This is a genomic window from Pantoea sp. S62, assembly GCF_016658625.1.
In the GTDB taxonomy this organism is placed as follows: domain Bacteria; phylum Pseudomonadota; class Gammaproteobacteria; order Enterobacterales; family Enterobacteriaceae; genus Pantoea; species Pantoea vagans.
This window is the reverse complement of the sequence record NZ_JACVVI010000006.1, coordinates 21,451-46,752: the sequence shown is the minus strand read 5'-3', so window position 1 is coordinate 46,752 and position 25,302 is coordinate 21,451. Positions and strand designations below refer to the sequence as shown.

The following is a 25,302-nucleotide window of genomic DNA, read 5'->3' as shown; positions in this document are numbered from 1 at the left end:
GTCAGCTGGATGCGCGTTCAACGCGCGTCCAGGGCAGTACCTCACGAATCACTGGCGCATTCGGATTGCGGATCTTCTGCAGCAGCAGCTGCACGCTGCGCGCGCCGAGCTGATTCATCGGCTGCTCAATGGTGGTCAGCGGTGGATTCAGGCTGCGGGTAAACGGCACGCCATCAAACCCGACGACCGCCAGATCTTCCGGCACGCGCAGACCTGCTTCCAGCGCCGCATGCACGACGCCCACCGCCAGTACATCTGATACCGCAAACACTGCATCCGGCGGTTCCGGCAGCGCCATCAACTCCCTCAGCCCCTGGCTGCCTGCTTCAGGAGAGATTTCATAGGTATAAGAGACGCCAGACCACGCATACCCCAGCTCCTCAATCGCCTGTCGGTAGCCTTTTTCACGATGATGCGAGTAGAGGTAGCGCATGTCGCCATTGACCAGCCCGATGCATTTACGCCCTTTACCGGCGAGGTAATGGACGGTGTCACGCGCGGCTTCAAGGTGATCAATGCTGACCGAGGAGGCGGGAATATCCGGATCAAATTCACAGCACTGCACCCAGGGGGCTCCGGCGATCAGCGCCTGCAAATCCTGTAAGCCGGAGGCCGCATCCATGGTAATCACGCCATCCACCACTTTGCCGGTCAGCAGACTCAGATAGGCGGCTTCGCGCTGAAGCTGCGAGGCGGAGTTACAGAGCAGGATATGATAGCCATGCAGTTCCGCTTCGGCCTCAATGCCCTGAACCACGCGTGAACAGAAGGGATTCGTGATATCCGAGATCAGTACCAGCAGCATGTTGCTTTGCGCCGTACGCAGCTGACGCGCCAGCAGATTGGGCTGATAGTCGCAGGCAGAGATTGCCGCCAGAACTTTCTCACGCGTATCGGGCTTTACGCCGGGATGCGCGTTGAGAACCCGCGATACCGTGGCTTTGGAGACGCCAGCCAGCTGAGCGACTTTCTCGATCGACATCGGATACAGAGACCTTAACAGGCAATAATTGGGAACGCATATCAATAGCACAGGGATAATGTGAGCGCCTGACATTTTTGCTTACTTTAGCTATTTTCAGCATTTGCGATTTTTAACTTAGTTTTGCAGATAGTGATCTAAGAACTTATTTCTATTAGGGATAATTTTTAATTCCTTTATGAAACTATAGCGGCCGCAGACACTACCTCCACTATAAAAACGGCGGGGTAATGATCATGGCAGCAACACGTTTAACTTTTTTAGCCGCAGCGCTGGCACTGCTGGCGTTTCGGGCAGATGCGGTCAATGTCACCGTGGCGTACCAGACCTCAGCCGAACCTGCGAAAGTGGCGCAGGCTGACAACAGTTTTGCGAAAGAAAGCGGGGCCAGCGTTGACTGGCGTAAGTTTGACAGCGGTGCAGGCGTCTTACGCGCACTGGCGTCCGGCGACGTCCAGATTGGCAACATCGGTTCCAGTCCCTTAGCGGTCGCAGCAGCGCAGAAATTGCCAATTGAAGCGTTTTTACTCGCCTCTCAGCTGGGCAACTCTGAAGCGCTGGTGGTAAAAAAGACCATTACCTCTCCTAAAGATCTCATTGGCAAACGCATCGCGGTGCCGTTCATCTCTACTACTCACTACAGCCTGCTGGCTGCACTGAAACACTGGGGCATCAAGCCGTCGCAGGTTCAGCTGGTAAACCTGCAGCCGCCAGCGATTATCGCGGCCTGGCAGCGTGGTGACATTGATGGTGCCTATGTCTGGGCGCCCGCAGTCAATGAGCTGGAGAAAGAAGGCAAGGTGTTAACCGACTCTGCGGAAGTGGGGAGCTGGGGTTCACCGACGCTGGATGTCTGGGTAGTCCGCAAAGATTTTGCCGAACAGCACCCGGAGATCGTGACCGCCTTTGCCCGCAGCGCGATCGATGCGCAGCAGGCCTATCTTAACAGTCCCGACAGCTGGCTGAAGCAGCCTGATAACCTCAGCAAACTCTCACGCCTGAGCGGCGTGCCGGAAGCGCAGGTGCCGGGTCTGGTGAAGGGCAATACCTACCTGACAGCGCAGCAGCAGGTTGAGCAGCTGGGCAAGCCGGTCAATAAGGCGATCGTCGATACCGCGCAGTTTCTGAAAGCGCAGGGCCGGGTGCCGCAGGCAGATAACGACTACAGCGGTTATGTGACCTCCCGTTTCGTCGAGCCATTAGTTAAACCGTAAGGAGGCACTATGCTGCGCATCGCTCACCTTAATGCCCGTTATGCCGGACAGCCCGTGTTGCAGGATATCAATCTGCAACTGGATAGCCAGGAACTGCTGGTCGTGCTCGGCCCCTCCGGCTGTGGCAAAACCACGCTGCTTAATCTGGTGGCCGGATTCCTGCCGGTGGAGTCGGGCAGCATCACGCTGGATAACCAGCCGGTGACCGGGCCAGGCGCGGAGCGCGGCGTGGTGTTTCAGAATGAAGGGTTACTGCCGTGGCGCAACGTGCTGGATAACGTCGCCTTTGGCCTGCAGCTGGCGGGGATGCCGCGCCAGGCACGTGAGGCCATAGCGCGGAAACTCATCAGGCAGGTCGGGCTGGAAGGGGCGGAAAAGCGCGCCATCTGGCAGTTGTCCGGCGGTCAGCGTCAACGGGTAGGTATTGCCCGTGCGCTGGCCACCGATCCGCAACTGCTGCTGCTGGATGAGCCGTTTGGCGCACTGGATGCTTTTACCCGTGAGCAGATGCAGAACCTGCTGCTGACGCTATGGCGCGACAGCGGTAAACAGATCCTGCTGATTACACACGATATAGAAGAGGCGATTTTCCTCGCCAGCGAACTGATTCTGCTGTCGCCAGGACCGGGCCGTATCGTGGAGCGGCTACGGCCCGAATTTGGCCGCCGTTTTGCTGCGGGAGAGTCGTGCCGCAGCATCAAATCCGATCCGCAGTTTATCGCTCAGCGCGAATATGTGCTGAGCCGGGTATTTGATCAGCGGGAGGCGTTTGCATGAGCGCGTTAATCCACGATAAGTCTCTGCCGGTGCGCCGTCGGCTGCGCTGGCCGTTTTCAACCGCCTTTACGCTGAGCGTGCTGAGCCTCTCTCTGCTGTTACTGCTCTGGTGGGGTGTCACCGCGCTGGGCCTGATTGCCCCGCTGTTCCTGCCGTCGCCGCAGCAGGTGTTCAGCAAGCTGCTGGTGATTGCCAGCGCGCAGGGCTTTATGGATGCCACGCTGTGGCAGCATCTGGCCGCCAGCCTGACGCGGATGCTGATCGCGCTGACGGCTGCTGCCGCTATCGGTATTCCGGTGGGGATTCTGATGGGCCTCAGCCCGGTCGCTCGCGGCCTGCTCGACCCGTTGATTGAAATTTATCGTCCCATTCCGCCACTCGCCTATCTGCCGCTGATGGTGATCTGGTTCGGCATTGGTGAGACATCAAAAATCCTGCTGATCTATCTGGCGATCTTCGCACCCGTGACGCTCTCTACCCTGGCCGGGGTGCGTAACACGCAGCAGGTACGTATTCGCGCCGCTCGTTCGCTGGGGGCTAACCGCTGGCAGCTGCTGCGCTGGGTGATCCTGCCGGGCGCGCTGCCGGAGATTCTGACCGGTCTGCGTATTGGTCTGGGAGTAGGCTGGTCAACGCTGGTGGCAGCGGAGCTGATTGCCGCCACACGGGGGCTCGGTTTTATGGTGCAGTCAGCGGGAGAGTTTCTCGCCACCGATGTGGTGCTGGCGGGTATCGCAGTGATCGCCTTTATTGCTTTTAGTTTAGAACTCGGGCTCCGCGCGTTGCAGCGCCGTCTGACGCCCTGGAGTGGAGAACAGTCATGAATGAACGTATCAGTTTTACCCCGCTTGGCCCCTATATCGGCGCGCAGGTTTCAAACCTGGATGTCTCCCGGCCATTAAGTGATGCGCAGTTTGAACAGATTTACCATGGCCTGCTGCGCCACCAGGTGCTGTTTCTGCGTGACCAGAAAATTACGCCGGAACAGCATCGCGCCCTGGCGATCCGCTTCGGCGACCTGCATATCCATCCGGTCTATCCCCATGCAGAAGGCGTTGAGGAGATTATCGTACTTGATACGCATCAGGATAATCCGCCGGATAACGACAACTGGCACACCGACGTCACCTTTATCGACACGCCACCGGCTATCGCTTTGCTGGCCTCAAAAGTGTTGCCGGAGGCGGGCGGTGACACGCTCTGGACCAGCGGCATTGCGGCCTATGAGGCGCTCTCTGAGCCTTTTAAACAGCTGCTGGCAGGCCTGAGTGCCGAGCATGATTTCAAAAAGTCATTCCAGGAGTATAAGTACCGCAAAACCGAAGAGGAGCATCAGCGCTGGCAGCAGGCGGTGGCGAAGCATCCGCCGGTGCAGCATCCGGTGATCCGCACCCATCCGGTCAGCGGCAAAAAAGCGCTGTTTGTGAACGAGGGCTTTACCACGCGGATTGTGGATTTAAGCGAGAAGGAGAGTGATGCGCTGCTGGGCTTCCTGTTTGCGCATGCCACCAAACCGGAGTTTCAGGTGCGCTGGCGCTGGCAGCCAGACGATCTGGCTATCTGGGATAATCGGGTGACGCAGCATTATGCCAATGCCGACTACTATCCCGCCCGGCGCATCATGCAGCGGGCAACGGTGCTGGGCGATAAACCGCGTTAAAAGATTCTCCCCGCGAGCGGGGAGAGTTTATTTATGAAGCCATCATCTGTTCGAGCTGTTCCTGGGCCTCCAGCCACGCCATCTCAACCTCTTCCAGCGCAGACTTACTCTCCGCCTGACGCTGCAGCGCGGTGGTCAGGTCCGCTTTACGGCTCGGCTCATAAATTGCACTGTCTGAGAGCTGCGCTTCGGCATCGGCCAGCTGGCTCTGCCATTTGCTCATCTGCTTTTCCAGCTTCTCGATCTCTTTGCGCAGTGGTTGCGTCTGGGTGCGCAGTTCGGCATCGCGGCGCTTCTGATCTTTACGCGCCTGGGCACTGTTGCCGTTATCCTGCTTCGGTGCGGCATCCTGTTGCGCCTGCTGTTTCTGCAGATCGCTCAGCCACTGCTGATAATCTTCGAGGTCGCCCTCAAACACATCCACTTTGCCATCGTGCACCAGATAGAGATCGTCGGTGGTGGCGCGCAGCAGGTGACGGTCGTGCGACACCACCACCAGCGCACCTTCGAAGTCGATCAACGCTTCGGTCAGCGCCTGACGCATATCGAGATCCAGGTGGTTGGTAGGTTCATCGAGCAGCAGCAGGTTAGGGCGCTGCCAGACAATCAGGGCCAGCACCAGTCGCGCTTTCTCACCGCCGGAGAAGCGCTCGGTGTTTTCAGTGACTTTATCGCCACGGAAATCGAAGCCACCCAGATAGTCGCGCAGCTGCTGTTCCAGCACCTGAGGCGCAATGCGCGACAGATGCTGCAGCGGCGACTCGTCAGCCCGCAGGTACTCCAGCTGATGCTGGGCGAAGTAACCGAGCTTGATCCCTTTCGCCAGCCCCATCTTGCCGTCCATCGCTTCCAGCTCACCTGCCAGCAGCTTGATAAGGGTCGATTTACCGGCGCCGTTACGTCCCAGCAGGCCGATACGCGATCCCGGAACCAGGTTGAGCTTGATGGCGTCGAGAATGATACGGTCGCCATAGCCCGCGGTGACCTTCTCCATCTTCATCAGCGGGTTAGGCAGGTTCTCCGGCTTGCGGAAGGTGAAGCTGAACGGATTGTCGACATGGGCCGGCGCGATCATCTCCATGCGCTCCAGCATCTTGATTCGGCTCTGCGCCTGCTTGGCTTTAGTGGCCTGCGCACGGAAGCGATCAATGTAGCTGTGTAAATGCGCCACTTTCTCCTGCTGACTCTCATACAGCGCCTGCTGCTGAGCCAGTTTGGCGACGCGCTGCCGCTCAAAGGAGCTGTAGTTGCCGGTGTATTCGAACATCGACTCCTGTTCGATATGGATAATTTTGTCGATGACCGGATCGAGGAAGTCACGATCGTGCGAGATCAGGATCAGCGTGCCTTCATAACTCTTCAGCCAGCGTTCCAGCCAGATCACCGCATCGAGATCGAGGTGGTTGGTCGGTTCATCCAGCAGCAGCAGATCGGAACGACAAATCAGCGCCTGGGCCAGATTAAGGCGCATACGCCAGCCACCGGAGAAGTCGCTGACCGGACGCTGCAGCTGTTCCTGACTGAAGCCCAGACCGTGCAGCAGGCTTGAGGCGCGCGCATGAATGCTCCACGCCTGCACCGCATCCAGCTTGCCATGCAGCAGCGCGATGGCATTGCCATCGTCGCGCAGATTGGCGTCCGCCAGTTCTGCTTCAAGCTGGCGAAACTGGCGATCGCCATCAATCACGTACTCCAGCGCAGCTTTATCCAGCGCGGGAGTTTCCTGATTCACCCAGGCCAGCGCCCAGTGAGAGGGGAACGTGACGGTACCGGCATCGCTGGTGATTTCACCTTTTAACAGCGACAGCAGCGTGGATTTCCCACAGCCGTTTTTACCCACCAGCCCGACCTTCTGACCGGGATTGATAGTGGCGGTGGCATTGTCGAGCAGGACGCGGATGCCGCGGCGAATTTGTAAGGCTGAGAAGACAATCATGTAAGCGCCGTATCGTCAGAATATGTTAATTTACTGGCAACATAATGAGATTTTGCTGCGTCGTGCATGGTAGCGGAAAACCGCACCAATGACGACGCTTTGGAGGGAAAGGATGTCGCAGCCACCCAGGGTTTTGCTGCTTTATGCTCATCCGGAATCACAGGATTCGGTCGCAAATCGGATCCTGCTGCAGCCGGCTCAGGCACTGGAACACGTCACCGTGCACGATCTGTACGCGACCTATCCGGATTTTTTTATCGATATTCACTATGAACAACAGCTGCTGCGCGAACACGACGTCATCATTTTCCAGCATCCGCTCTATACCTATAGCTGTCCGGCGCTGCTGAAAGAGTGGCTGGATCGCGTTCTGTCACGCGGTTTCGCAAATGGTGTGGATGGCAATGCGCTGGAAGGCAAGTACTGGCGCAGCGTAGTGACGACCGGGGAACCGGAAAGTGCCTTTAAACAGCAGGGTCTGAACCGCTATTCGCTCAATGACATTATGCGTCCTTTTGAGCTGACCGCGCAGATGTGCCGTATGCACTGGATGCCACCGATGATCGTCTACTGGGCGCGTCGGCAGAGTCCGGAATTAATGAAAAATTATGCCCGCGCCTATGGCGACTGGCTGGCAGCACCGCTGCCGAATGGAGGGGTATAGATGGAAGGGCAAACGCTGCTGACCGCCGGGGTGATTTATCTGGTCGCGGCGGTATTGATTGTGCCGGTGGCGGCTCGCCTCGGTATTGGTGCTGTTCTGGGCTATCTGGTGGCGGGTATCGCTATCGGCCCGTGGGGATTAGGCTTTATCAGCGACGTCGACGAGATTCTTCACTTCTCTGAACTCGGCGTCGTTTTCCTGATGTTTATTATCGGACTGGAGCTGAATCCGGCAAAGCTGTGGGCGCTGCGCCGCTCCATTTTTGGCGTCGGCGCGGCGCAGGTGATCTTCTCAGCGGCTATTCTGGGCGGCTTATTATGGCTGACCGACTTTAGCTGGCAGGCGGCAATTATCGGCGGGATTGGTCTGGCGATGTCTTCGACCGCCATGGCGCTGCAACTGATGATGGATAAAGGTATGAACCGCAGCGAAGCCGGACAGTTGGGCTTTTCGGTGCTGCTGTTTCAGGATATCGCGGTCATCCCGGCGCTGGCGCTGATCCCGCTGCTGGCCGGCACCGACAGCGGTCACATCGACTGGATGAAGGTCGGTATGAAAGTGCTGGCGTTTGCCGGCATGCTGGTGGGCGGACGCTATCTGCTGCGGCCGATCTTCCGTTACATCGCGGCATCAGGCGTGCGCGAAGTCTTTACCGCGGCGTCGCTGCTGCTGGTGCTGGGTTCCGCATTGTTCATGGATGCGCTGGGCCTGTCGATGGCGCTGGGCACCTTTATTGCCGGGATCCTGCTGGCAGAAAGTGAATACCGGCATGAGCTGGAAGTCGCTATCGATCCGTTTAAGGGGCTGCTGCTGGGCCTGTTCTTTATTTCGGTGGGCATGGCACTCAACCTCGGAGTGCTCTATACCCATATTGTGACCATCCTGCTGGGCGTGGTAACGCTGGTGGCGGTGAAAACGCTGGTGCTCTATCTGCTGGCGCGCATTTATGGCCTGCGCAGTTCCGAGCGCCAGCAGTTTGCTGGCGTACTGAGTCAGGGCGGCGAGTTTGCCTTTGTGCTCTTTTCAGCGGCCTCGTCGGCAAAGCTCTTCTCAGGCGATCAACTGCCGATGCTGCTGGTGACGGTGACGCTGTCGATGATGACCACGCCGTTGCTGATGAAGGGTATCGACCGACTGCTGGCACGCCGCTTTAATGAGCCGGACGAAAATGCAGAGAAACACTTTGTCGAAGATGATCAGCCGCAGGTCATTGTGGTGGGCTTTGGTCGCTTCGGACAGGTGATAGGTCGCCTGCTGATGGCGAACAACAAACGCATTACCGTGCTGGAACGGGACATCAGTGTGGTGAGTCTGATGCGCAAATATGGTTACAAAGTCTATTACGGTGATGCCACCGAGCTGGAGTTACTGCGTGCCGCCGGTGCAGCCAGCGCCCAGTCGATTGTGATCACCTGTAATGAGCCGGAAGATGTGATGACTATCGTGCATCTGTGCCAGCAGCATTTTCCGCAGCTGCAGATTCAGGCGCGCGCCCGGGGCCGTGTGGAAGCGCATGAGCTGCTGCAGGCAGGCGTCACCCAGTTCTCGCGTGAGACCTTCTCCAGTGCGCTGGAGCTGGGCCGTAAAACATTGATGTCACTGGGGATGCATCCCCATCAGGCGCATCGCGCTCAGCAGCATTTTCGCCGGCTTGATATGCGGATGCTTCGCGAGCTGGTGCCGACGCTCTCTGAAAGCGCTGCACAGGCTTCACGTGTCCGTGAAGCGCGGCGTGAACTGGAAGATATCTTCCAGCGTGAAATGCAGCGCGAAAAGCGGCAGATCGACGGCTGGGACGATGATCAATAACCTTTTTAAAACAGGCAGAAGCTAATGCGTAAACGTTTTATTGCTGGTGCGACATGCCCGCACTGCCAGGAGAAGGACACGCTGGCGATGTGGCGTGAAAACAATGTCGATGTAGTGGAGTGTGTGAAATGTGGTCATCAGATGCGTGAGGCAGATAAGCAGGCGCGCGATCAGGTTCGGACCAATGAACAGGTTATCGGCATTTTCCATCCTGAATAGCGGAATCGGGCAGCTTTTTTCACGCTTAAACTTACAGCGGGATTGAATTCCGTTACAATTGACGCCATTAAGGCTGAAGTCGCAAGAGAAAGTGAAACCCCTCTTGCACTCAACCCCGAACCTTTCTGGTTGGTGTTATTGCACGCAAGAATAGACCAATGAGACGGGATCTCAGCTCTCAACGGTTAGGAGATATCATGAAAGTAGCAAAAGACCTGGTGGTAAGCCTGGCCTATCAGGTACGTACAGAAGACGGCGTGTTAGTTGACGAGTCACCGGTGAGTGCACCGTTAGACTACCTGCACGGTCATGGTTCCCTGATTTCTGGTCTGGAAAATGCGCTGGAAAACCACGTTGCCGGCGACAAGTTTGACGTGCATATCCCGGCAAACGATGCTTACGGTCAGTATGACGACAACCTGGTGCAGCGCGTACCTAAAGACGTCTTCATGGGCGTTGACGAACTGCAGGTTGGCATGCGCTTCCTGGCAGAGACCGATCAGGGTCCGGTACCGGTAGAAATCACCGAAGTGGAAGACGATCACGTCGTGGTTGATGGTAACCACATGCTGGCGGGTCAGAACCTGAACTTCAACGTTGAAGTGGTTGCTATCCGTGAAGCCACACCGGAAGAACTGGCTCATGGCCACGTTCACGGTGCAGATGGCCATCATCATGACCACGATCACGGCCATGATCACGACCACGACCATGGTAAAGGCGGTTGCGGTACTGGCGGTTGCGGCTGCAGCCACTAAGTCTCAACAGACCTTTCAAGGCCACCTCCGGGTGGCCTTTCTTTTGGCTGATACTCTGGTTCGGCCCGGCTGAGCCAGGGCCAGACACCGCCCATCATCAGTAGTGTGGCGGTGGCGTCTCTTCAGACTGCGAGGCGACCATCGATGGCGCATTCGCTTTGAGCTTGTCGGTTAAAATGCGCATCTGCTCACGCATCTTGTTCATCTCCAGCTCGTGCTGAACCACCGCGTTGTTCAGCTGCTCAATGGTCATCTCCTGAAAGGCCAGTTTACTTTCTAACGTCTCCAGACGCTGTTCCCACTCAGATTGTTGCATGACCTGTTCCTCTGTTAAGGTGCGACTCAGGGCGTGATTCTACGACCTGAATGCCAGGAATCACCTGTTTTTTTCACGCCCGGAGGCGTTGCGCTTGAAAAAAGGCAGCGCGGCATCATCTCTGATGAAACTTCCCGATGTTATAAAGGTCGGAGGTAGACCGGGTAATTACATTGTGGGAGTGTTCGACACTGCCACGTAAAGTTATAGTGTGGGCCCTGAAGTCCGCAATGTTTCCCGAGGTTAGACGCTTCGGTTTTGGAGAATGGATGAAATCACTGTTTAAAGTCACATTGTTAGCTACCACCATGGCTGTTGCACTGAATGCATCAATGGCAATGGCAGCAGACACCGCTGCGGCGCCACAGGCTGCACCAGCCGCCGCGCCACAGTCCGCGCCTCAGGCACCTAAGAATGCGGCTTTCAAAGATGAAGACCAGCAGTCTGCCTACGCACTGGGTGCTTCACTGGGTCGCTACATGGACAACTCCCTGAAGGAGCAGGAAAAACTGGGCATCAAACTGGATAAGCAGCAGCTGATTGCTGGTGTTCAGGATGCGTTTGGTGGCAAGAGCAAACTGTCTGACGAAGAGATTGAGCAGACGCTGCAATCCTTTGAAGGCCGCGTGAAAGGCGCAGCCTCAGCGAAAATGGAAAAAGATGCGAAAGAGAACGCTGAAAAGGGCGACGCTTTCGCAACCAAATTTGCTAAAGAGAGCGGCGTGAAGAAAACCGAAAGCGGCCTGCTGTATAAAGTTGAGAAAGAAGGTACTGGCGACGCACCTAAAGACAGCGACACTGTCGTGGTTAACTACAAAGGTACGCTGATCGACGGTACTGAATTCGACAACTCTTATACCCGTGGTGAGCCGCTCTCATTCCGTCTGGATGGCGTTATCCCAGGCTGGACTGAAGGTCTGAAGCACGTGAAGAAAGGTGGCAAGATCAAGCTGGTGATCCCACCGAATCTGGCTTACGGCAAAAACGGCGTTCCGGGCATCCCTGCTAACTCCACTCTGGTCTTTGATGTTGAACTGCTTGATATCAAACCCGCGCCTAAAGCAGATGAAAAAGCACAGGCTCCTGCGCCTGCTGCTGCAGAAAAAGCGCAGTAATGTGCTGACCGCCGCCTCCGGGCGGCGGTTTCATTTTAGCTTCACGACAAACCTCTGGCATAAGCCGACGACATTTGCCAGACTAATGCCTGCCTAATTATCCCAATATTGAGTCTGCCCATAAGCCGCTGTGACAGGCTCCAGCCATTCAGGGTGATACTCTTCAATGTCTAATCCATTCAATCCGGGTGAACTGAGCGACTTCGATCTTCTGGAGCAGCGCCCGTTCGAAGAAACTGATTACGATATTCTGAAATCGTACGAGGCTGTCGTGGATGGCCTGGCGATGTTGATCGGCTCGCATTGTGAAATTGTCCTGCATTCGCTTGAAGATCTGAAGTGTTCGGCCGTGCGTATCGCCAATGGTGAACACACTGGTCGTAAAGTCGGTTCGCCGATTACCGACCTGGCCCTGCGTATGCTGCATGATATGCATGGCGCGGACAGCAACGTGTCACGTGCCTATTTTACGCGTGCCAAAAGCGGCGTGCTGATGAAGTCGGTCACCATCGCGATCCGTAACCGCCAGCAACGGGTTATTGGCCTGCTCTGCATCAACATGAACCTGGATGTGCCGTTCTCACAGATCATGTCGACTTTCATGCCGCCTGAGATGCAGCAGGTTGATTCCAACGTCAACTTCGCCAGTTCGGTCGACGATCTGGTGATGCAGACGCTGGAGTTCACCATTGAAGAGGTGAGTGCCGATCGCAACGTGTCGAACAACGCCAAGAATCGTCAGATTGTGCTGAACCTGTATGAGAAGGGAATCTTCGACATTAAAGATGCCATCAATCAGGTGGCGGACAGGCTGAACATCTCGAAGCACACCGTTTATCTCTATATCCGCCAGTTTAAAAATGGCGACTTCCAGGGACAGGATCGGTAATGCGTTACACCCTGCTGGTCACCGGCCCGGCTTATGGGACGCAACAGGCGACCAGTGCATATCTGTTCGCCCGCGCGCTGCTGACGGCGGGCCATCAGCTCGAAAGCGTATTCTTCTATCGCGAAGGGGTGCTGAACGCTAATCAGCTCACCGCTCCGGCCAGCGATGAGTTTGATCTGGTGCGCGCGTGGCAGACATTACATCAGGAGCAGGGTGTGGCACTGAACATCTGTGTAGCGGCTGCGCTGCGGCGTGGTGTCAGCGATCAGCAGGAAGCGGCCCGACTCCAGCTGGCGGGCAGTAACCTGCAGCCGGGTTTTACCCTGAGCGGGCTGGGTGCGCTGGCAGAAGCGGCGCTGAGCTGTGAACGTATGGTGCAGTTCTGATGAATCGTGTCGCATTTGTCTTTACCCAGGCTCCGCACGGTAGCAGTGCAGGGCGCGAAGGGCTGGATGCCGCGCTGGCCACGGGGGCACTCAGTGAAGATATCGGCCTGTTTTTTATCGGCGATGGCGTGTTGCAGCTCAATCTGCACCAGCAGCCTGAGGCGATTAAGAGCCGTCACTATGCCGCGACCTTTGGCGTGCTGGCGCTGTATGACATTGAACAGTGTTATCTCTGCCGGACATCGCTGATAACGCGTGGATTAGCGGTTGACGCTGACCGGTTGCTGGATGTTACGCTACTGGACGCGACGGAGCTGCGTCAGACGCTGGCCAGCTACGATCGCATTCTGACTTTTTAAGAGACGTTAATGCTGCACACCTTAATGCATTCACCGGCACACTGTGACCTCGAAACCCTGCTTTTAATCGCGGGTGAGGGGGATGACCTGCTGCTGCTGCAGGATGGCGTGCTGGCTGCCTTAGCAGGCAGTCGCGCATTGGCGCAGTTGTCAGCGTGTAAAGCAACGCTATGGGTGCTTGCTGAAGATGTCCAGGCGCGCGGACTCACTGAACAAATTTCAACCAGCGTGCAGTCAGTAGACTATACTGGCTTTGTCACGCTAACGATCAGGCATCCGCAACAAATGGTCTGGTAATCGGCTAAAACCTGGTTATTTCTTGACACCCCTTTGACTCAGCCCTAAAATTCTGCCTCCTCGTAATTCTACGAGGCGATTTATTACGTGTTTACGAAGCAAAAGCAAATCCAGGAGCTATTTAATGGCAACAGTTAACCAGCTGGTTCGCAAACCACGCGTCCGCAAAGTTGCAAAGAGCAACGTGCCGGCGCTGGAAGCTTGCCCGCAAAAACGTGGCGTTTGTACTCGTGTGTACACCACCACTCCTAAGAAACCAAACTCCGCACTGCGTAAAGTCTGCCGTGTGCGTTTGACCAACGGTTTTGAAGTTACCTCCTACATCGGCGGTGAAGGTCATAACCTGCAGGAACACTCCGTGATCCTGATCCGTGGCGGTCGTGTAAAAGACCTGCCAGGTGTGCGTTACCACACCGTTCGTGGCGCGCTGGACTGCTCAGGTGTTAAAGACCGTAAGCAGGCTCGCTCCAAGTACGGCGTGAAGAAGCCAAAGGCTTAATGGTTCTCCGTTAAGTAAGGCCAAACGTTTTAAATTAAATGTCATAATAAACTCATAGAGTTTTGGACAATCCTGAATTAACAACGGAGTATTTCCATGCCACGTCGTCGCGTCATTGGTCAGCGTAAAATTCTGCCAGATCCTAAGTTCGGATCAGAGCTGCTGGCTAAATTTGTAAATATCCTGATGGTAGATGGTAAAAAATCTACTGCAGAATCAATCGTTTATACCGCGCTTGAGACCCTGGCTCAGCGTTCAGGTAAAAACTCCCTGGAAGCCTTTGAAGTAGCGCTGGAAAACGTGCGTCCGACTGTCGAAGTTAAGTCACGTCGCGTTGGTGGTTCTACTTATCAGGTACCAGTTGAAGTCCGTCCGGTTCGTCGTAATGCCCTGGCAATGCGCTGGATCGTAGATGCTGCTCGTAAACGCGGTGATAAATCAATGGCTCTTCGCCTGGCGAACGAACTTTCTGATGCTGCAGAGAACAAAGGTACTGCAGTGAAGAAACGTGAAGACGTTCACCGTATGGCTGAAGCCAACAAGGCGTTCGCTCACTACCGCTGGTAACAGTCGCGTAGTTGTTAAACCAGCGGGCGCCCAAAGGGCCAACCCGCTGGGGTTGACTAATTTTGAACGTCCGAAAAACCGAGGAATCAAATGGCTCGTAAAACACCCATTGCTCGCTACCGTAACATCGGTATCAGTGCGCACATCGACGCCGGTAAGACTACCACTACCGAACGCGTTCTGTTCTACACCGGTGTAAACCACAAAATCGGTGAAGTACATGACGGCGCAGCAACCATGGACTGGATGGAGCAGGAACAGGAACGTGGTATTACCATCACTTCCGCTGCGACCACCTGTTACTGGTCTGGTATGGCTAAGCAGTTCGAACCACACCACATCAACATCATCGACACCCCAGGACACGTTGACTTCACCATTGAAGTAGAACGTTCTATGCGTGTGCTTGATGGCGCGGTAATGGTTTACTGTGCAGTTGGTGGCGTTCAGCCACAGTCTGAGACCGTATGGCGTCAGGCTAACAAATACAAAGTTCCACGCATTGCGTTCGTTAACAAAATGGACCGCATGGGTGCTAACTTCCTGAAAGTTGTTAACCAGATGGAAGTTCGTCTGGGCGCAACTCCAGTTCCTCTGCAGCTGGCTATCGGCGCAGAAGAGAAATTCACCGGTGTTGTTGACCTGGTGAAAATGAAAGCAATCAACTGGAACGACGCAGATCAGGGTGTAACCTTCGATTACGAAGATATTCCAGCTGATATGCAGGAACTGGCTGAAGAATGGCGTGCGAAGCTGGTTGAAGCCGCTGCTGAAGGCTCTGATGAGCTGATGGAGAAATTCTTCGGTGGTGAAGAACTGACTGAAGAAGAGATCAAAACATCTCTGCGTAAGCGTGTTCTGAACAACGAAATCATCCTGGTAACCTGTGGTTCTGCATTTAAGAACAAAGGTGTTCAGGCGATGCTGGATGCAGTTGTTGAATATCTGCCAGCACCGACTGACGTTACCGCGATCAACGGTATGCTGGACGACGGTAAAGACACGCCGGCTGTTCGTCACTCAGACGACAACGAGCCGTTTGCTGCACTGGCGTTCAAAATCGCTACTGACCCGTTTGTAGGTAACCTGACCTTCTTCCGCGTTTACTCTGGTGTTGTTAACACTGGCGACACCGTGTTCAACCCGGTTAAGTCAAACCGTGAGCGTCTGGGCCGTATCGTTCAGATGCACGCTAACAAGCGTGAAGAGATCAAAGAAGTCCGTGCGGGTGATATCGCAGCTGCAATCGGCCTGAAAGATGTGACCACTGGTGACACCCTGTGTGACCCAGAGAACGTCATCATCCTTGAGCGCATGGAGTTCCCGGAGCCGGTAATCTCTATCGCCGTTGAACCAAAAACCAAAGCTGACCAGGAAAAAATGGGTCTGGCTCTGGGCCGTCTGGCGAAAGAAGACCCATCATTCCGCGTATGGACTGATGAAGAATCTAACCAGACCATCATCGCAGGTATGGGTGAGTTGCACCTCGACATCATCGTTGACCGCATGAAGCGTGAGTTCAACGTTGAAGCAAACGTGGGTAAACCACAGGTTGCTTACCGTGAAGCGATTCGCAACAAAGTTACCGATGTTGAAGGTAAACACGCCAAGCAGTCTGGTGGTCGTGGTCAGTACGGTCATGTTGTTATCGACATGTACCCACTGGAGCCAGGTTCGAACCCGAAAGGTTACGAATTTGTCAACGACATCAAAGGTGGTGTGATTCCTGGTGAATACATCCCTGCGGTTGACAAAGGTATCCAGGAGCAGCTGAAATCAGGCCCTCTGGCTGGTTATCCGGTTGTGGATCTGGGCGTGCGTCTGCACTTCGGTTCTTACCATGATGTCGACTCCTCAGAACTGGCGTTTAAACTGGCCGCGTCTATTGCCTTCAAACAAGGCTTTAAACAAGCGACACCTGTTCTGCTTGAGCCTATCATGAAGGTTGAAGTTGAAACGCCAGAAGAGAACACGGGTGATGTCATCGGTGACCTTAGCCGTCGTCGTGGTATGCTCAAAGGGCAGGAATCTAACGCTACTGGCGTTCAGATTCACGCTGAAGTTCCGTTATCTGAAATGTTCGGATACGCAACTCAGCTGCGTTCTCTGACCAAAGGTCGTGCTTCTTACTCCATGGAGTTCCTGAAGTATGACGATGCGCCGAACAACGTAGCGCAGGCCGTTATTGAAGCTCGTAGCAAATAAGCTACGGTTTAAATTTGAACTGATGCCTTCACCCAGATGGTGAAGGCACAACGTAAGGAATTATCGCCATGGCGAAAGAGCAATTTCAGCGTAACAAACTGCACGTAAACGTGGGCACCATCGGTCACGTCGACCACGGTAAAACCACCCTGACTGCAGCTATCACCACCGTACTGTCTAAAACTTACGGCGGCCAGGCTCGTGCATTCGATCAGATCGATAACGCACCAGAAGAGAAAGCACGTGGTATCACCATCAACACTTCACACGTTGAGTATGAAACCCCGTCACGTCACTATGCACACGTTGACTGCCCAGGCCACGCCGACTATGTGAAAAACATGATCACCGGTGCTGCGCAGATGGACGGCGCGATCCTGGTTGTTGCTGCGACTGATGGCCCGATGCCACAGACCCGTGAGCACATCCTGCTGGGTCGTCAGGTTGGCGTTCCTTACATCATCGTGTTCCTGAACAAATGTGACATGGTTGATGATGAAGAGCTGCTGGAACTGGTTGAGATGGAAGTGCGTGACCTGCTGTCAGCCTATGACTTCCCAGGCGACGACACTCCAATCGTTCGTGGTTCTGCTCTGAAAGCGCTGGAAGGCGAAGCTGAGTGGGAAGCGAAAATCATCGAACTGGCTGAGCATCTGGATACCTATATCCCAGAACCACAGCGTGCGATCGACATGCCGTTCCTGCTGCCAATCGAAGACGTATTCTCAATCTCTGGCCGTGGTACCGTTGTTACCGGTCGTGTTGAGCGCGGCATCGTTAAAGTCGGCGACGAAGTTGAAATCGTGGGTATCAAAGATACTGCTAAATCAACCTGTACCGGTGTTGAGATGTTCCGTAAGCTGCTGGACCAGGGTCAGGCAGGCGAAAACTGTGGTGTTCTGCTGCGCGGTATCAAGCGTGAAGACATCCAGCGTGGCCAGGTTCTGGCTAAGCCAGGCTCAATCAAGCCGCACACCCAGTTCGAGTCAGAAGTTTACGTTCTGTCTAAAGACGAAGGTGGCCGCCATACTCCGTTCTTCAAGGGCTACCGTCCACAGTTCTACTTCCGTACCACTGACGTGACCGGTTCAGTAGAGCTGCCAGAAGGCGTTGAAATGGTCATGCCAGGCGACAACATCAAAATGGTTGTTACCCTGATCCACCCAATCGCAATGGACGAAGGTCTGCGCTTCGCAATCCGCGAAGGTGGCCGTACCGTTGGCGCGGGTGTTGTTGCTAAAGTTATCGCTTAATTGTGATACCTGCTGTGGTCGTGCAAACGGCCATTGCAACACAGTGAAAAAGAGCACTCCGGTGCTCTTTTTTTTGCTCTGAAAATGGTCATAACCCTGCAAAGGGTAGGTTTGAAATAAAAACGATTCGCATTTACACTGTGTACAGAAAATGTACCCGAGTGATGAATCAATGTACGTCTGCCTGTGTAATGCCATCAGTGATAAAACCCTTCGTGAAGTTGTGCGTCGATATCAGCCCAAATCTATTCAGCAGCTGCGCCAGTTTGTTCCGGTAGGCAAACAGTGTGGCAAATGCGTTCGTGCTGCGCGTGAGATTATGGATGAAGAGATGCAGCATGCCCCGCTCTATAAAGAGATAGCCTGACTGCCCCTGGATGTGTGAATACCCACAATATCTGTCGCGTTTTTTTGACTTCTTTTTAACCACATCTACGCTCTAATAAACCAGACGCGGAGGGTTAACAATGAAGGGCGATATCAAAGTTATCAGTCATCTTAATAAACTGCTTGGAAATGAACTGGTTGCCATCAACCAGTACTTTCTGCATGCGCGCATGTTTAAAAACTGGGGGCTGACGCGCCTCAACGATGTGGAGTATCACGAATCGATCGACGAGATGAAGCATGCTGACAAATACATCGAACGCATTCTCTTTCTTGAGGGCATTCCAAATCTTCAGGATCTGGGACGTCTGCGTATTGGTGAAGACGTCGAGGAGATGCTGAGTTCAGACCTGAATCTGGAGCTGGAAGGCGCTAAAGATCTGCGTGAGGCCATCTCCTATGCTGACAAGGTACATGACTATGTCAGCCGTGACATGATGATTGAAATCCTGGCTGATGAAGAGCATCACATCGACTGGATTGAAACGGAGCTTGAGTTAATCCAGAAGATGGGCATCCAGAACTATCTGCAGGCTCAAATCAAAGAAGAGTGAATCGGGTCTGCAGCACGATCGTTACCCAGCCCGCAATGGCCAGGAAAGGGCCGAACGGCAGCGGGCTTTTCCCCTGAATTATCCCGCGACGCTGCAGCATTACAATTGTCGCCAGTGCCAGAAAAGTGCTTCCCAGTGCAATCCAGGGTAGAGCCTGCCATCCACAGCACGCGCCTAACGCCGCGAAAAGCTTCATATCACCATAACCCAATCCTTCGTGGCCCCGAACCTGCCGATAGCTCCAGGCGAGCAGCCACAATGTACAGTAGCCCGACAGGGCGCCCCATATCGCTGCTGTTTCATTTCCGGTTACGGTCGCGTGAAGTAATCCCAGCCAGAGCAGCAGATAGCTGAGCGGGTCAGGTATACAGAAGTGGTGGCGATCAATGGCAGCCACCAGAAGCAGCAGGCTGGAGGCGGTAATGATGAAGATAGCGTCGGCAGGATCGGTGAAGCTTTGCAGCACCAGCAGGCAAAGTATTGCGACCAGCCATTCAGTGATAAAGCTTTCCGCACCGAACGGATGATGACAGAAGCGGCACCGACCTTTTAGCCGTGGCCAGCTAATCAATGGCAGCGCATCGTGCCATAGCAGATGCTGCTGACAACAATCACACCGTGAACCGGGAAAGCAGAGTGCGACAAACCACTGAGCGGGTGAGAGGGCGGATGAGAAGCGCAAACAGGCCAGCGAAAGAAAGCTTCCCAATGCGCCTCCGCCAGCGAGTGCTATGAATTGAGTGAACAGTGACATGATGCTGCTCCGGATGAGAGGTTAAGAGCACTTTCATCGGCTTCTTATTCTGTGTCATCCATGGATAAATAACGGCGGAAAAGTGCTCGCAACAAAATTTGTGGTTTAACCGCTCTGTGGCAATGCATTGCGACGCGTGCCGCACGAACCGGCCACTATTTAGCAGGGAAAACCACAACACGGGTTGCTTCCTGAACAGATTTACGTATAATGCGCGGGCCTGCAGATATTGCAGGCGCGATTCGAGCAGAATCGCAGACGGCTGAAATATAGGCCGCCTGACAATACTCCCAATTGGGGAGTTATATGCTGAACGATTACACTCTCCCATCAATCGTAATGGGCTCGAGTAGTAATTTTTTTCGTCTATAAAAAGTTTGGAGCTCTGGTCTCATGCAGAACCAAAGAATCCGTATCCGTCTTAAAGCGTTTGATCATCGTCTGATCGATCAATCAACCGCGGAAATCGTTGAGACCGCCAAGCGCACTGGTGCGCAGGTTCGTGGTCCAATCCCGCTGCCAACCCGCAAAGAGCGTTTTACTGTTCTGATCTCTCCGCACGTTAACAAAGATGCGCGTGATCAGTACGAAATCCGCACTCACAAGCGTCTGGTAGACATCGTTGAGCCAACTGAAAAAACGGTTGATGCTCTGATGCGTCTGGATCTGGCTGCCGGTGTTGACGTGCAGATCAGCCTGGGTTAATCAGGTCATCGAGCGATTGAGAGGTTGAAACAATGATTGGTTTAGTCGGTAAAAAAGTGGGCATGACCCGCATCTTCACTGAAGATGGCGTTTCTATCCCCGTCACCGTAATCGAAGTTGAAGCGAACCGCGTGACTCAGGTCAAAGGCCTGGAAAACGATGGTTACCAGGCAATTCAGGTTACCACCGGTGCTAAAAAAGCAAACCGTGTGACCAAACCTGAAGCTGGTCATTTTGCTAAAGCTGGCGTTGAAGCTGGCCGTGGCCTGTGGGAATTCCGCACCGCTGAAGGTGAAGAGTACTCTGTAGGTCAGAGCATCAGCGTTGAGATTTTCGCTGAAGTTAAGAAAGTTGACGTAACCGGTACCTCTAAAGGTAAAGGTTTCGCCGGTACCGTTAAGCGCTGGAACTTCCGTACCCAGGACGCTACTCACGGTAACTCCTTGTCTCACCGCGTTCCGGGTTCTATCGGTCAGAACCAGACTCCGGGCAAAGTGTTCAAAGGCAAGAAAATGGCAGGTCAGCTGGGTAATGAGCGCGTAACCGTTCAGAGTCTGGACGTAGTACGTGTTGACGCTGAGCGCAACCTGCTGCTGGTTAAAGGTGCAGTTCCCGGTGCTACCGGTAGCGACCTGATCGTTAAACCAGCTGTGAAGGCGTAAGGGGATAGCAATGGAATTAGTATTGAAAGACGCGCAGAGCGCGCTGACTGTTTCCGAAACTACCTTCGGTCGTGATTTCAACGAAGCGCTGGTTCACCAGGTTGTTGTTGCTTACGCATCTGGCGCCCGCCAGGGTACTCGTGCGCAGAAAACTCGCGCCGAAGTAACCGGTTCAGGCAAAAAGCCATGGCGTCAGAAAGGCACCGGCCGTGCGCGTGCAGGTTCTGTAAAGAGCCCAATCTGGCGTTCAGGTGGCGTGACCTTTGCTGCGAAGCCGCAGGACCACAGTCAAAAAGTTAACAAAAAGATGTACCGCGGCGCGCTGAAAAGCATCCTGTCCGAGCTGGTACGTCAAGATCGTCTGATCGTTGTCGAATCATTTGCTGTAGAAGCACCGAAAACCAAGCTGCTGGTACAGAAACTGAAAGACATGGCTCTGGAAGACGTGCTGATCATCACCGGTGAACTGGATGAGAATCTGTTCCTGGCTGCGCGTAACCTGTACAAGGTTGACGTGCGTGATGCATCCGGTATCGACCCAGTTAGCCTGATCGCCTTCGACAAAGTCGTTATGACTGCTGATGCAGTTAAGCAAGTTGAGGAGATGCTGGCATGATCCGTGAAGAACGTCTGCTGAAAGTACTGCGCGCGCCGCACGTATCTGAAAAAGCATCTAGCGCGATGGAAAAAACTAATACCATCGTTCTCAAAGTTGCTAATGACGCGACCAAAGCAGAGATCGTTGCTGCTGTTGAGAAACTGTTCGAAGTAGAAGTTAAAGACGTAAACACCCTGGTAGTTAAGGGCAAAGTTAAGCGTCAAGGACAGCGTATCGGTCGTCGTAGCGACTGGAAAAAAGCTTACGTCACCCTGAAAGAAGGCCAGAATCTGGACTTCGCTGGCGGCGCTGAGTAAGTCGGAGGAGAAAGACAATGGCAGTTGTTAAATGTAAACCGACATCTCCGGGTCGTCGCCATGTAGTTAAAGTGGTAAACGCGGAGCTGCACAAGGGCAAACCATTTGCCCCGCTGGTAGAAAAAAACAGCAAATCCGGTGGCCGTAACAACAATGGTCGTATCACTACCCGTCATATCGGTGGTGGTCACAAGCAGGCTTACCGTATTGTTGACTTCAAACGCAACAAAGATGGTATCCCGGCAACCGTTGAACGTCTTGAGTACGATCCGAACCGCTCTGCGAACATCGCACTGGTTCTGTACAAAGACGGCGAGCGCCGTTACATCCTGGCCCCTAAAGGCCTGAAAGCCGGCGACCAGATCCAATCTGGCGTTGATGCTGCGATCAAAGCAGGTAACACACTGCCGATGCGTAACATCCCGGTGGGTTCAACCGTGCATAACGTAGAAATGAAACCAGGCAAAGGCGGTCAGATTGCTCGCTCAGCTGGTGCTTACGTGCAGATCGTTGCGCGTGAAGGTTCTTACGTTACCCTGCGTCTGCGTTCAGGTGAAATGCGTAAAGTCGAGTCTGACTGCCGCGCAACACTGGGCGAAGTCGGCAACGCTGAGCATATGCTGCGCGTTCTGGGTAAAGCTGGTGCAGCCCGTTGGCGTGGTGTTCGTCCGACCGTTCGTGGTACCGCGATGAACCCAGTTGATCACCCGCACGGTGGTGGTGAAGGTCGTAACTTTGGTAAGCACCCGGTAACTCCGTGGGGCGTTCAGACCAAAGGTAAGAAGACCCGTAGCAACAAGCGTACCGATAAGTTTATCGTACGTCGCCGTAGCAAATAATATTAGAGGATAAGCCATGCCACGTTCTCTCAAGAAAGGTCCTTTTATTGACCTGCACTTGCTGAAGAAGGTAGAGAAAGCGGTGGAAAGCGGTGACAAGAAGCCTTTGCGCACTTGGTCCCGTCGTTCAACGATCTTTCCTAACATGATCGGTTTGACCATCGCTGTCCATAATGGTCGTCAGCACGTTCCTGTCTTTGTTTCCGACGAAATGGTTGGTCACAAACTGGGTGAATTCGCGCCGACACGTACTTATCGCGGTCACGCGGCTGATAAAAAAGCCAAGAAGAAATAAGTAGGAGGAAGAGATGGAAACTTTAGCTCAACATCGCCACGCTCGTTCTTCTGCTCAGAAGGTTCGCCTTGTTGCTGACCTGATTCGCGGTAAGAAAGTGTCGCAGGCACTGGACATTTTGACCTACACCAATAAGAAAGCGGCTGTACTGGTCAAAAAAGTTCTGGAATCTGCCATTGCTAACGCCGAACACAACGATGGCGCTGATATCGACGATCTGAAAATCACGAAAATTTTCGTTGATGAAGGTCCGACCATGAAACGCATTATGCCGCGTGCCAAAGGTCGTGCAGATCGCATCCTGAAGCGCACCAGCCACATTACTGTGGTTGTGTCCGATCGCTGAGACTCTGGAGACTAGCAATGGGTCAGAAAGTACATCCTAATGGTATTCGCCTGGGTATTGTAAAACCATGGAACTCTACCTGGTTTGCGAACACCAACGAATTCGCTGACAACCTGGACAGCGATTTTAAAGTACGTCAGTTCCTGACTAAAGAACTGGCTAAAGCATCTGTCTCTCGTATCGTTATCGAGCGTCCAGCGAAGAGCATCCGTGTGACTATTCACACCGCTCGTCCGGGCATCGTTATCGGTAAGAAAGGCGAAGATGTAGAAAAACTGCGCACGGTCGTCGCGAAAATCGCTGGCGTTCCTGCACAGATTAATATCGCCGAAGTCCGCAAGCCGGAACTGGACGCGAAACTGGTAGCTGACAGCATCACTTCACAGCTGGAGCGTCGTGTGATGTTCCGTCGTGCTATGAAGCGTGCAGTTCAGAACGCCATGCGTCTTGGCGCGAAGGGTATTAAAGTTGAAGTTAGCGGCCGTCTGGGTGGCGCTGAGATCGCACGTACCGAATGGTATCGTGAAGGTCGCGTGCCATTGCACACACTGCGTGCTGACATTGACTACAACACCTCTGAAGCGCACACCACTTATGGTGTAATCGGCGTTAAGGTATGGATCTTCAAAGGTGAGATCCTGGGTGGTATGGCTGCTGTTGAACAACCGGAACCGGCTGCTCAACCTAAAAAGCAGCAGCGTAAAGGCCGTAAGTAAGGAGAGTCGCTGATGTTACAACCAAAGCGTACGAAATTCCGTAAGGTGCACAAAGGCCGTAACCGCGGTCTGGCTGCGGGTACGGATGTCAGCTTCGGTACTTTCGGTCTGAAAGCTGTTGGCCGTGGTCGTCTGACTGCTCGTCAGATCGAAGCAGCACGTCGTGCTATGACCCGTGCAGTTAAGCGTCAAGGTAAGATCTGGATCCGAGTATTCCCGGACAAACCGATCACCGAGAAGCCGCTGGAAGTGCGTATGGGTAAAGGTAAGGGTAACGTAGAGTATTGGGTTGCCCTGATCCAGCCTGGTAAAGTCCTGTATGAAATGGACGGCGTACCAGAAGAGCTGGCCCGTGAAGCATTCAAGCTGGCAGCAGCAAAACTGCCTATCAAAACCACCTTTGTAACTAAGACGGTGATGTAATGAAAGCAACTGAGCTGCGTGAAAAAAGCGTTGAAGAGCTGAACACTGAGCTGCTTAATCTGCTGCGTGAGCAATTTAACCTGCGCATGCAGGCAGCATCTGGCCAACTGCAGCAGACTCATCTGCTGAAACAGGTTCGCCGTGATGTTGCACGCGTTAAGACTTTACTGACTGAGAAGGCGGGTTCGTAATGACCGATAAAATCCGTACTCTGCAGGGTCGTGTAGTAAGTGACAAAATGCAGAAATCTGCAGTTGTTGCTATCGAACGTTTTGTGAAACACCCGATCTACGGCAAATTCATCAAACGTACGACCAAGCTGCACATCCATGACGAGAACAATGAATGTGGAATTGGTGACGTGGTAGAAATCCGCGAATGCCGTCCACTGTCCAAGACTAAATCCTGGACCCTGGTTCGCGTAATCGAGAAAGCGGTTCTGTAATAAGAATTGTATTCTCTGAGGAAACCCTCTGCTTCGGCAGGGGGTTTTTTTTTGCCTGTAATCGGGGGTTGATCCATTTGTGCCTGTGACAGAGCAGATTTGATGGTGCTCAAAAATTTAGCAGATTGTCAGGTCTAAGCTGAGACGGTTCAGGCAATGAGGCCTGAAAGCTGCGGGCCATAAAGGTCCGGGTTATCATAACTGTACAAGGAAATGTGCGGTGAAAATGGAGAGTCCTGACCGCTTACGCCGGTCACTGATAAAGCTGCCACTCTTAGCTGCGTTACCTGCGATTAGCTCTGCCAAAAGCTTGCCGCTATTATCGGGTAGCACACAATCTCAACCCACAGGCAATA

Annotated in this window: 34 protein-coding genes; 30 read left to right on the top strand and 4 right to left on the bottom strand. The window is 53.9% G+C overall.

Annotated features, from left to right (window positions below; translation table 11 throughout):
• Position 1 precedes the first annotated feature (1 nt).
• Positions 2-982 carry a LacI family DNA-binding transcriptional regulator gene (locus IBT54_RS10970; RefSeq protein WP_201252155.1) on the bottom strand — a complete coding sequence of 327 codons (981 nt, stop codon included), beginning with the start codon at positions 980-982 and terminating at the stop codon, positions 2-4.
• Between the two features lie 236 nt (positions 983-1,218).
• On the opposite strand from IBT54_RS10970, the gene tauA reads away from it, so the two are divergent.
• Genes tauA through tauD form a run of 4 tightly spaced genes read left to right on the top strand, consistent with a single transcriptional unit; the run spans position 1,219 to position 4,633 of the window.
• The gene (gene tauA / locus IBT54_RS10965; RefSeq protein WP_107320139.1) at positions 1,219-2,196 is read left to right on the top strand and encodes a taurine ABC transporter substrate-binding protein; all 978 of its coding nucleotides are present in this window, start codon (positions 1,219-1,221) and stop codon (positions 2,194-2,196) included.
• A 9-nt stretch (positions 2,197-2,205) separates the two neighbouring features.
• Positions 2,206-2,973 (top strand): taurine ABC transporter ATP-binding subunit, encoded by a 768-nt coding sequence (gene tauB / locus IBT54_RS10960; RefSeq protein ID WP_201252154.1) that lies wholly within the window; start codon positions 2,206-2,208, stop codon positions 2,971-2,973.
• Complete coding sequence (gene tauC / locus IBT54_RS10955; protein ID WP_013359257.1) at positions 2,970-3,797, top strand: taurine ABC transporter permease TauC; 828 nt, start codon at positions 2,970-2,972, stop codon at positions 3,795-3,797. The genes tauB and tauC overlap by 4 nt, the downstream gene beginning before the upstream one ends.
• Positions 3,794-4,633, top strand: a complete 840-nt coding sequence (gene tauD / locus IBT54_RS10950) for a taurine dioxygenase (RefSeq protein ID WP_095706597.1) — start codon at positions 3,794-3,796, stop codon at positions 4,631-4,633. The genes tauC and tauD overlap by 4 nt, the downstream gene beginning before the upstream one ends.
• A gap of 31 nt (positions 4,634-4,664) precedes the next feature.
• Here the strand turns inward: tauD and IBT54_RS10945 are convergent, their stop codons facing one another.
• Positions 4,665-6,569 carry an ABC transporter ATP-binding protein gene (locus tag IBT54_RS10945; protein ID WP_095706598.1) on the bottom strand — a complete coding sequence of 635 codons (1,905 nt, stop codon included), beginning with the start codon at positions 6,567-6,569 and terminating at the stop codon, positions 4,665-4,667.
• A 112-nt stretch (positions 6,570-6,681) separates the two neighbouring features.
• Between IBT54_RS10945 and kefG the strand changes: the two genes are divergently transcribed.
• The 4 genes from kefG (at position 6,682) to slyD (ending at position 10,019) form a co-directional block, all read left to right on the top strand.
• The gene (gene kefG / locus IBT54_RS10940; protein WP_013359254.1) at positions 6,682-7,233 is read left to right on the top strand and encodes a glutathione-regulated potassium-efflux system ancillary protein KefG; all 552 of its coding nucleotides are present in this window, start codon (positions 6,682-6,684) and stop codon (positions 7,231-7,233) included.
• Complete coding sequence (gene kefB / locus IBT54_RS10935; protein WP_013359253.1) at positions 7,234-9,042, top strand: glutathione-regulated potassium-efflux system protein KefB; 1,809 nt, start codon at positions 7,234-7,236, stop codon at positions 9,040-9,042.
• A 24-nt stretch (positions 9,043-9,066) separates the two neighbouring features.
• Positions 9,067-9,261 (top strand): YheV family putative zinc ribbon protein, encoded by a 195-nt coding sequence (locus tag IBT54_RS10930; protein ID WP_010253033.1) that lies wholly within the window; start codon positions 9,067-9,069, stop codon positions 9,259-9,261.
• A 197-nt stretch (positions 9,262-9,458) separates the two neighbouring features.
• The gene (gene slyD, locus IBT54_RS10925; protein WP_009087618.1) at positions 9,459-10,019 is read left to right on the top strand and encodes a peptidylprolyl isomerase; all 561 of its coding nucleotides are present in this window, start codon (positions 9,459-9,461) and stop codon (positions 10,017-10,019) included.
• Positions 10,020-10,116: 97 nt separating this feature from the next.
• On the opposite strand, the gene IBT54_RS10920 is transcribed toward slyD, so the two are convergent.
• Positions 10,117-10,335 (bottom strand): SlyX family protein, encoded by a 219-nt coding sequence (locus tag IBT54_RS10920; protein ID WP_095706600.1) that lies wholly within the window; start codon positions 10,333-10,335, stop codon positions 10,117-10,119.
• 269 nt (positions 10,336-10,604) lie between these two features.
• On the opposite strand from IBT54_RS10920, the gene fkpA reads away from it, so the two are divergent.
• The 11 genes from fkpA (at position 10,605) to bfr (ending at position 18,846) form a co-directional block, all read left to right on the top strand.
• Positions 10,605-11,450, top strand: a complete 846-nt coding sequence (gene fkpA, locus IBT54_RS10915) for an FKBP-type peptidyl-prolyl cis-trans isomerase (protein WP_013359250.1) — start codon at positions 10,605-10,607, stop codon at positions 11,448-11,450.
• Positions 11,451-11,616: 166 nt separating this feature from the next.
• On the top strand, positions 11,617-12,339 hold the full coding sequence (locus IBT54_RS10910; RefSeq protein ID WP_013359249.1) for a transcriptional regulator: 723 nt from the start codon (positions 11,617-11,619) through the stop codon (positions 12,337-12,339).
• Positions 12,339-12,725, top strand: a complete 387-nt coding sequence (gene tusD / locus IBT54_RS10905) for a sulfurtransferase complex subunit TusD (protein WP_013359248.1) — start codon at positions 12,339-12,341, stop codon at positions 12,723-12,725. Before IBT54_RS10910 ends, tusD begins: the two co-directional genes overlap by 1 nt.
• On the top strand, positions 12,725-13,084 hold the full coding sequence (tusC, locus tag IBT54_RS10900; protein ID WP_110330961.1) for a sulfurtransferase complex subunit TusC: 360 nt from the start codon (positions 12,725-12,727) through the stop codon (positions 13,082-13,084). The genes tusD and tusC overlap by 1 nt, the downstream gene beginning before the upstream one ends.
• A gap of 9 nt (positions 13,085-13,093) precedes the next feature.
• Positions 13,094-13,381, top strand: coding sequence for a sulfurtransferase complex subunit TusB (gene tusB, locus IBT54_RS10895; protein ID WP_095706601.1), 288 nt, complete (start codon positions 13,094-13,096; stop codon positions 13,379-13,381).
• A gap of 124 nt (positions 13,382-13,505) precedes the next feature.
• Entirely contained in the window at positions 13,506-13,880 is a 375-nt protein-coding gene (gene rpsL, locus IBT54_RS10890; protein ID WP_003852912.1) for a 30S ribosomal protein S12, read from the top strand.
• Positions 13,881-13,976: 96 nt separating this feature from the next.
• Positions 13,977-14,447, top strand: a complete 471-nt coding sequence (gene rpsG / locus IBT54_RS10885; protein WP_009087603.1) for a 30S ribosomal protein S7 — start codon at positions 13,977-13,979, stop codon at positions 14,445-14,447.
• Positions 14,448-14,537: 90 nt separating this feature from the next.
• A complete protein-coding gene (fusA, locus tag IBT54_RS10880) occupies positions 14,538-16,652 on the top strand; it encodes an elongation factor G (protein WP_147789573.1) in 2,115 nt (704 codons plus the stop codon).
• 68 nt (positions 16,653-16,720) lie between these two features.
• Complete coding sequence (tuf, locus tag IBT54_RS10875) at positions 16,721-17,905, top strand: elongation factor Tu (RefSeq protein WP_013359243.1); 1,185 nt, start codon at positions 16,721-16,723, stop codon at positions 17,903-17,905.
• A 172-nt stretch (positions 17,906-18,077) separates the two neighbouring features.
• Positions 18,078-18,272, top strand: coding sequence for a bacterioferritin-associated ferredoxin (bfd, locus tag IBT54_RS10870; RefSeq protein WP_033784140.1), 195 nt, complete (start codon positions 18,078-18,080; stop codon positions 18,270-18,272).
• Positions 18,273-18,372: 100 nt separating this feature from the next.
• Positions 18,373-18,846 (top strand): bacterioferritin, encoded by a 474-nt coding sequence (bfr, locus tag IBT54_RS10865; RefSeq protein WP_013359241.1) that lies wholly within the window; start codon positions 18,373-18,375, stop codon positions 18,844-18,846.
• On the opposite strand, the gene IBT54_RS10860 is transcribed toward bfr, so the two are convergent.
• Complete coding sequence (locus IBT54_RS10860) at positions 18,833-19,600, bottom strand: A24 family peptidase (RefSeq protein WP_201252153.1); 768 nt, start codon at positions 19,598-19,600, stop codon at positions 18,833-18,835. The genes bfr and IBT54_RS10860 overlap by 14 nt on opposite strands.
• Positions 19,601-19,993: 393 nt before the next feature.
• Here IBT54_RS10860 and rpsJ point away from each other — a divergent pair, with 393 nt between their 5' ends.
• From rpsJ to rpsQ, 11 genes are read left to right on the top strand one after another with little or no spacing between them, the layout of a single operon-like run.
• Entirely contained in the window at positions 19,994-20,305 is a 312-nt protein-coding gene (rpsJ, locus tag IBT54_RS10855; protein ID WP_001181005.1) for a 30S ribosomal protein S10, read from the top strand.
• A 32-nt stretch (positions 20,306-20,337) separates the two neighbouring features.
• Positions 20,338-20,967 carry a 50S ribosomal protein L3 gene (gene rplC, locus IBT54_RS10850; RefSeq protein WP_003850712.1) on the top strand — a complete coding sequence of 210 codons (630 nt, stop codon included), beginning with the start codon at positions 20,338-20,340 and terminating at the stop codon, positions 20,965-20,967.
• Positions 20,968-20,977: 10 nt separating this feature from the next.
• Positions 20,978-21,583 (top strand): 50S ribosomal protein L4, encoded by a 606-nt coding sequence (gene rplD / locus IBT54_RS10845; protein WP_003850711.1) that lies wholly within the window; start codon positions 20,978-20,980, stop codon positions 21,581-21,583.
• Complete coding sequence (gene rplW / locus IBT54_RS10840; RefSeq protein ID WP_003850708.1) at positions 21,580-21,882, top strand: 50S ribosomal protein L23; 303 nt, start codon at positions 21,580-21,582, stop codon at positions 21,880-21,882. The genes rplD and rplW overlap by 4 nt, the downstream gene beginning before the upstream one ends.
• A 17-nt stretch (positions 21,883-21,899) precedes the next feature.
• The gene (gene rplB, locus IBT54_RS10835; RefSeq protein WP_013359239.1) at positions 21,900-22,721 is read left to right on the top strand and encodes a 50S ribosomal protein L2; all 822 of its coding nucleotides are present in this window, start codon (positions 21,900-21,902) and stop codon (positions 22,719-22,721) included.
• A 16-nt stretch (positions 22,722-22,737) separates the two neighbouring features.
• Positions 22,738-23,016, top strand: a complete 279-nt coding sequence (rpsS, locus tag IBT54_RS10830; RefSeq protein WP_001138115.1) for a 30S ribosomal protein S19 — start codon at positions 22,738-22,740, stop codon at positions 23,014-23,016.
• A 13-nt stretch (positions 23,017-23,029) separates the two neighbouring features.
• Entirely contained in the window at positions 23,030-23,362 is a 333-nt protein-coding gene (rplV, locus tag IBT54_RS10825; protein WP_008927136.1) for a 50S ribosomal protein L22, read from the top strand.
• Positions 23,363-23,379: 17 nt separating this feature from the next.
• Positions 23,380-24,078, top strand: coding sequence for a 30S ribosomal protein S3 (gene rpsC, locus IBT54_RS10820; protein WP_008927135.1), 699 nt, complete (start codon positions 23,380-23,382; stop codon positions 24,076-24,078).
• A gap of 12 nt (positions 24,079-24,090) precedes the next feature.
• Positions 24,091-24,501 carry a 50S ribosomal protein L16 gene (rplP, locus tag IBT54_RS10815; protein ID WP_008927134.1) on the top strand — a complete coding sequence of 137 codons (411 nt, stop codon included), beginning with the start codon at positions 24,091-24,093 and terminating at the stop codon, positions 24,499-24,501.
• On the top strand, positions 24,501-24,692 hold the full coding sequence (gene rpmC, locus IBT54_RS10810) for a 50S ribosomal protein L29 (RefSeq protein WP_003850146.1): 192 nt from the start codon (positions 24,501-24,503) through the stop codon (positions 24,690-24,692). The genes rplP and rpmC overlap by 1 nt, the downstream gene beginning before the upstream one ends.
• Entirely contained in the window at positions 24,692-24,946 is a 255-nt protein-coding gene (gene rpsQ, locus IBT54_RS10805) for a 30S ribosomal protein S17 (protein ID WP_003850147.1), read from the top strand. Before rpmC ends, rpsQ begins: the two co-directional genes overlap by 1 nt.
• Positions 24,947-25,302: the final 356 nt, after the last annotated feature.

Bases quoted from the DNA above. Each gene is read 5' to 3' on its own strand.
- slyD (WP_009087618.1), top strand. From the start codon at position 9,459: ATGAAAGTAGCAAAAGACCTGGTGGTAAGCCTGGCCTATCAGGTACGT.
- IBT54_RS10945 (WP_095706598.1), bottom strand. From the start codon at position 6,569: ATGATTGTCTTCTCAGCCTTACAAATTCGCCGCGGCATCCGCGTCCTG.
- tauB (WP_201252154.1), top strand. From the start codon at position 2,206: ATGCTGCGCATCGCTCACCTTAATGCCCGTTATGCCGGACAGCCCGTG.
- fkpA (WP_013359250.1), top strand. From the start codon at position 10,605: ATGAAATCACTGTTTAAAGTCACATTGTTAGCTACCACCATGGCTGTT.
- rplP (WP_008927134.1), top strand. From the start codon at position 24,091: ATGTTACAACCAAAGCGTACGAAATTCCGTAAGGTGCACAAAGGCCGT.
- IBT54_RS10970 (WP_201252155.1), bottom strand. From the start codon at position 982: ATGTCGATCGAGAAAGTCGCTCAGCTGGCTGGCGTCTCCAAAGCCACG.
- rpsL (WP_003852912.1), top strand. From the start codon at position 13,506: ATGGCAACAGTTAACCAGCTGGTTCGCAAACCACGCGTCCGCAAAGTT.
- bfd (WP_033784140.1), top strand. From the start codon at position 18,078: ATGTACGTCTGCCTGTGTAATGCCATCAGTGATAAAACCCTTCGTGAA.
- tauA (WP_107320139.1), top strand. From the start codon at position 1,219: ATGGCAGCAACACGTTTAACTTTTTTAGCCGCAGCGCTGGCACTGCTG.
- rpsQ (WP_003850147.1), top strand. From the start codon at position 24,692: ATGACCGATAAAATCCGTACTCTGCAGGGTCGTGTAGTAAGTGACAAA.
- rpsS (WP_001138115.1), top strand. From the start codon at position 22,738: ATGCCACGTTCTCTCAAGAAAGGTCCTTTTATTGACCTGCACTTGCTG.
- IBT54_RS10920 (WP_095706600.1), bottom strand. From the start codon at position 10,335: ATGCAACAATCTGAGTGGGAACAGCGTCTGGAGACGTTAGAAAGTAAA.
- rpmC (WP_003850146.1), top strand. From the start codon at position 24,501: ATGAAAGCAACTGAGCTGCGTGAAAAAAGCGTTGAAGAGCTGAACACT.
- tusC (WP_110330961.1), top strand. From the start codon at position 12,725: ATGAATCGTGTCGCATTTGTCTTTACCCAGGCTCCGCACGGTAGCAGT.
- tuf (WP_013359243.1), top strand. From the start codon at position 16,721: ATGGCGAAAGAGCAATTTCAGCGTAACAAACTGCACGTAAACGTGGGC.
- rplC (WP_003850712.1), top strand. From the start codon at position 20,338: ATGATTGGTTTAGTCGGTAAAAAAGTGGGCATGACCCGCATCTTCACT.
- kefB (WP_013359253.1), top strand. From the start codon at position 7,234: ATGGAAGGGCAAACGCTGCTGACCGCCGGGGTGATTTATCTGGTCGCG.
- rplW (WP_003850708.1), top strand. From the start codon at position 21,580: ATGATCCGTGAAGAACGTCTGCTGAAAGTACTGCGCGCGCCGCACGTA.
- rplB (WP_013359239.1), top strand. From the start codon at position 21,900: ATGGCAGTTGTTAAATGTAAACCGACATCTCCGGGTCGTCGCCATGTA.
- tauC (WP_013359257.1), top strand. From the start codon at position 2,970: ATGAGCGCGTTAATCCACGATAAGTCTCTGCCGGTGCGCCGTCGGCTG.
- fusA (WP_147789573.1), top strand. From the start codon at position 14,538: ATGGCTCGTAAAACACCCATTGCTCGCTACCGTAACATCGGTATCAGT.
- tauD (WP_095706597.1), top strand. From the start codon at position 3,794: ATGAATGAACGTATCAGTTTTACCCCGCTTGGCCCCTATATCGGCGCG.
- IBT54_RS10930 (WP_010253033.1), top strand. From the start codon at position 9,067: ATGCGTAAACGTTTTATTGCTGGTGCGACATGCCCGCACTGCCAGGAG.
- kefG (WP_013359254.1), top strand. From the start codon at position 6,682: ATGTCGCAGCCACCCAGGGTTTTGCTGCTTTATGCTCATCCGGAATCA.
- rpsG (WP_009087603.1), top strand. From the start codon at position 13,977: ATGCCACGTCGTCGCGTCATTGGTCAGCGTAAAATTCTGCCAGATCCT.
- rplD (WP_003850711.1), top strand. From the start codon at position 20,978: ATGGAATTAGTATTGAAAGACGCGCAGAGCGCGCTGACTGTTTCCGAA.
- tusD (WP_013359248.1), top strand. From the start codon at position 12,339: ATGCGTTACACCCTGCTGGTCACCGGCCCGGCTTATGGGACGCAACAG.
- rpsJ (WP_001181005.1), top strand. From the start codon at position 19,994: ATGCAGAACCAAAGAATCCGTATCCGTCTTAAAGCGTTTGATCATCGT.
- rpsC (WP_008927135.1), top strand. From the start codon at position 23,380: ATGGGTCAGAAAGTACATCCTAATGGTATTCGCCTGGGTATTGTAAAA.
- tusB (WP_095706601.1), top strand. From the start codon at position 13,094: ATGCTGCACACCTTAATGCATTCACCGGCACACTGTGACCTCGAAACC.
- IBT54_RS10860 (WP_201252153.1), bottom strand. From the start codon at position 19,600: ATGTCACTGTTCACTCAATTCATAGCACTCGCTGGCGGAGGCGCATTG.
- IBT54_RS10910 (WP_013359249.1), top strand. From the start codon at position 11,617: ATGTCTAATCCATTCAATCCGGGTGAACTGAGCGACTTCGATCTTCTG.
- bfr (WP_013359241.1), top strand. From the start codon at position 18,373: ATGAAGGGCGATATCAAAGTTATCAGTCATCTTAATAAACTGCTTGGA.
- rplV (WP_008927136.1), top strand. From the start codon at position 23,030: ATGGAAACTTTAGCTCAACATCGCCACGCTCGTTCTTCTGCTCAGAAG.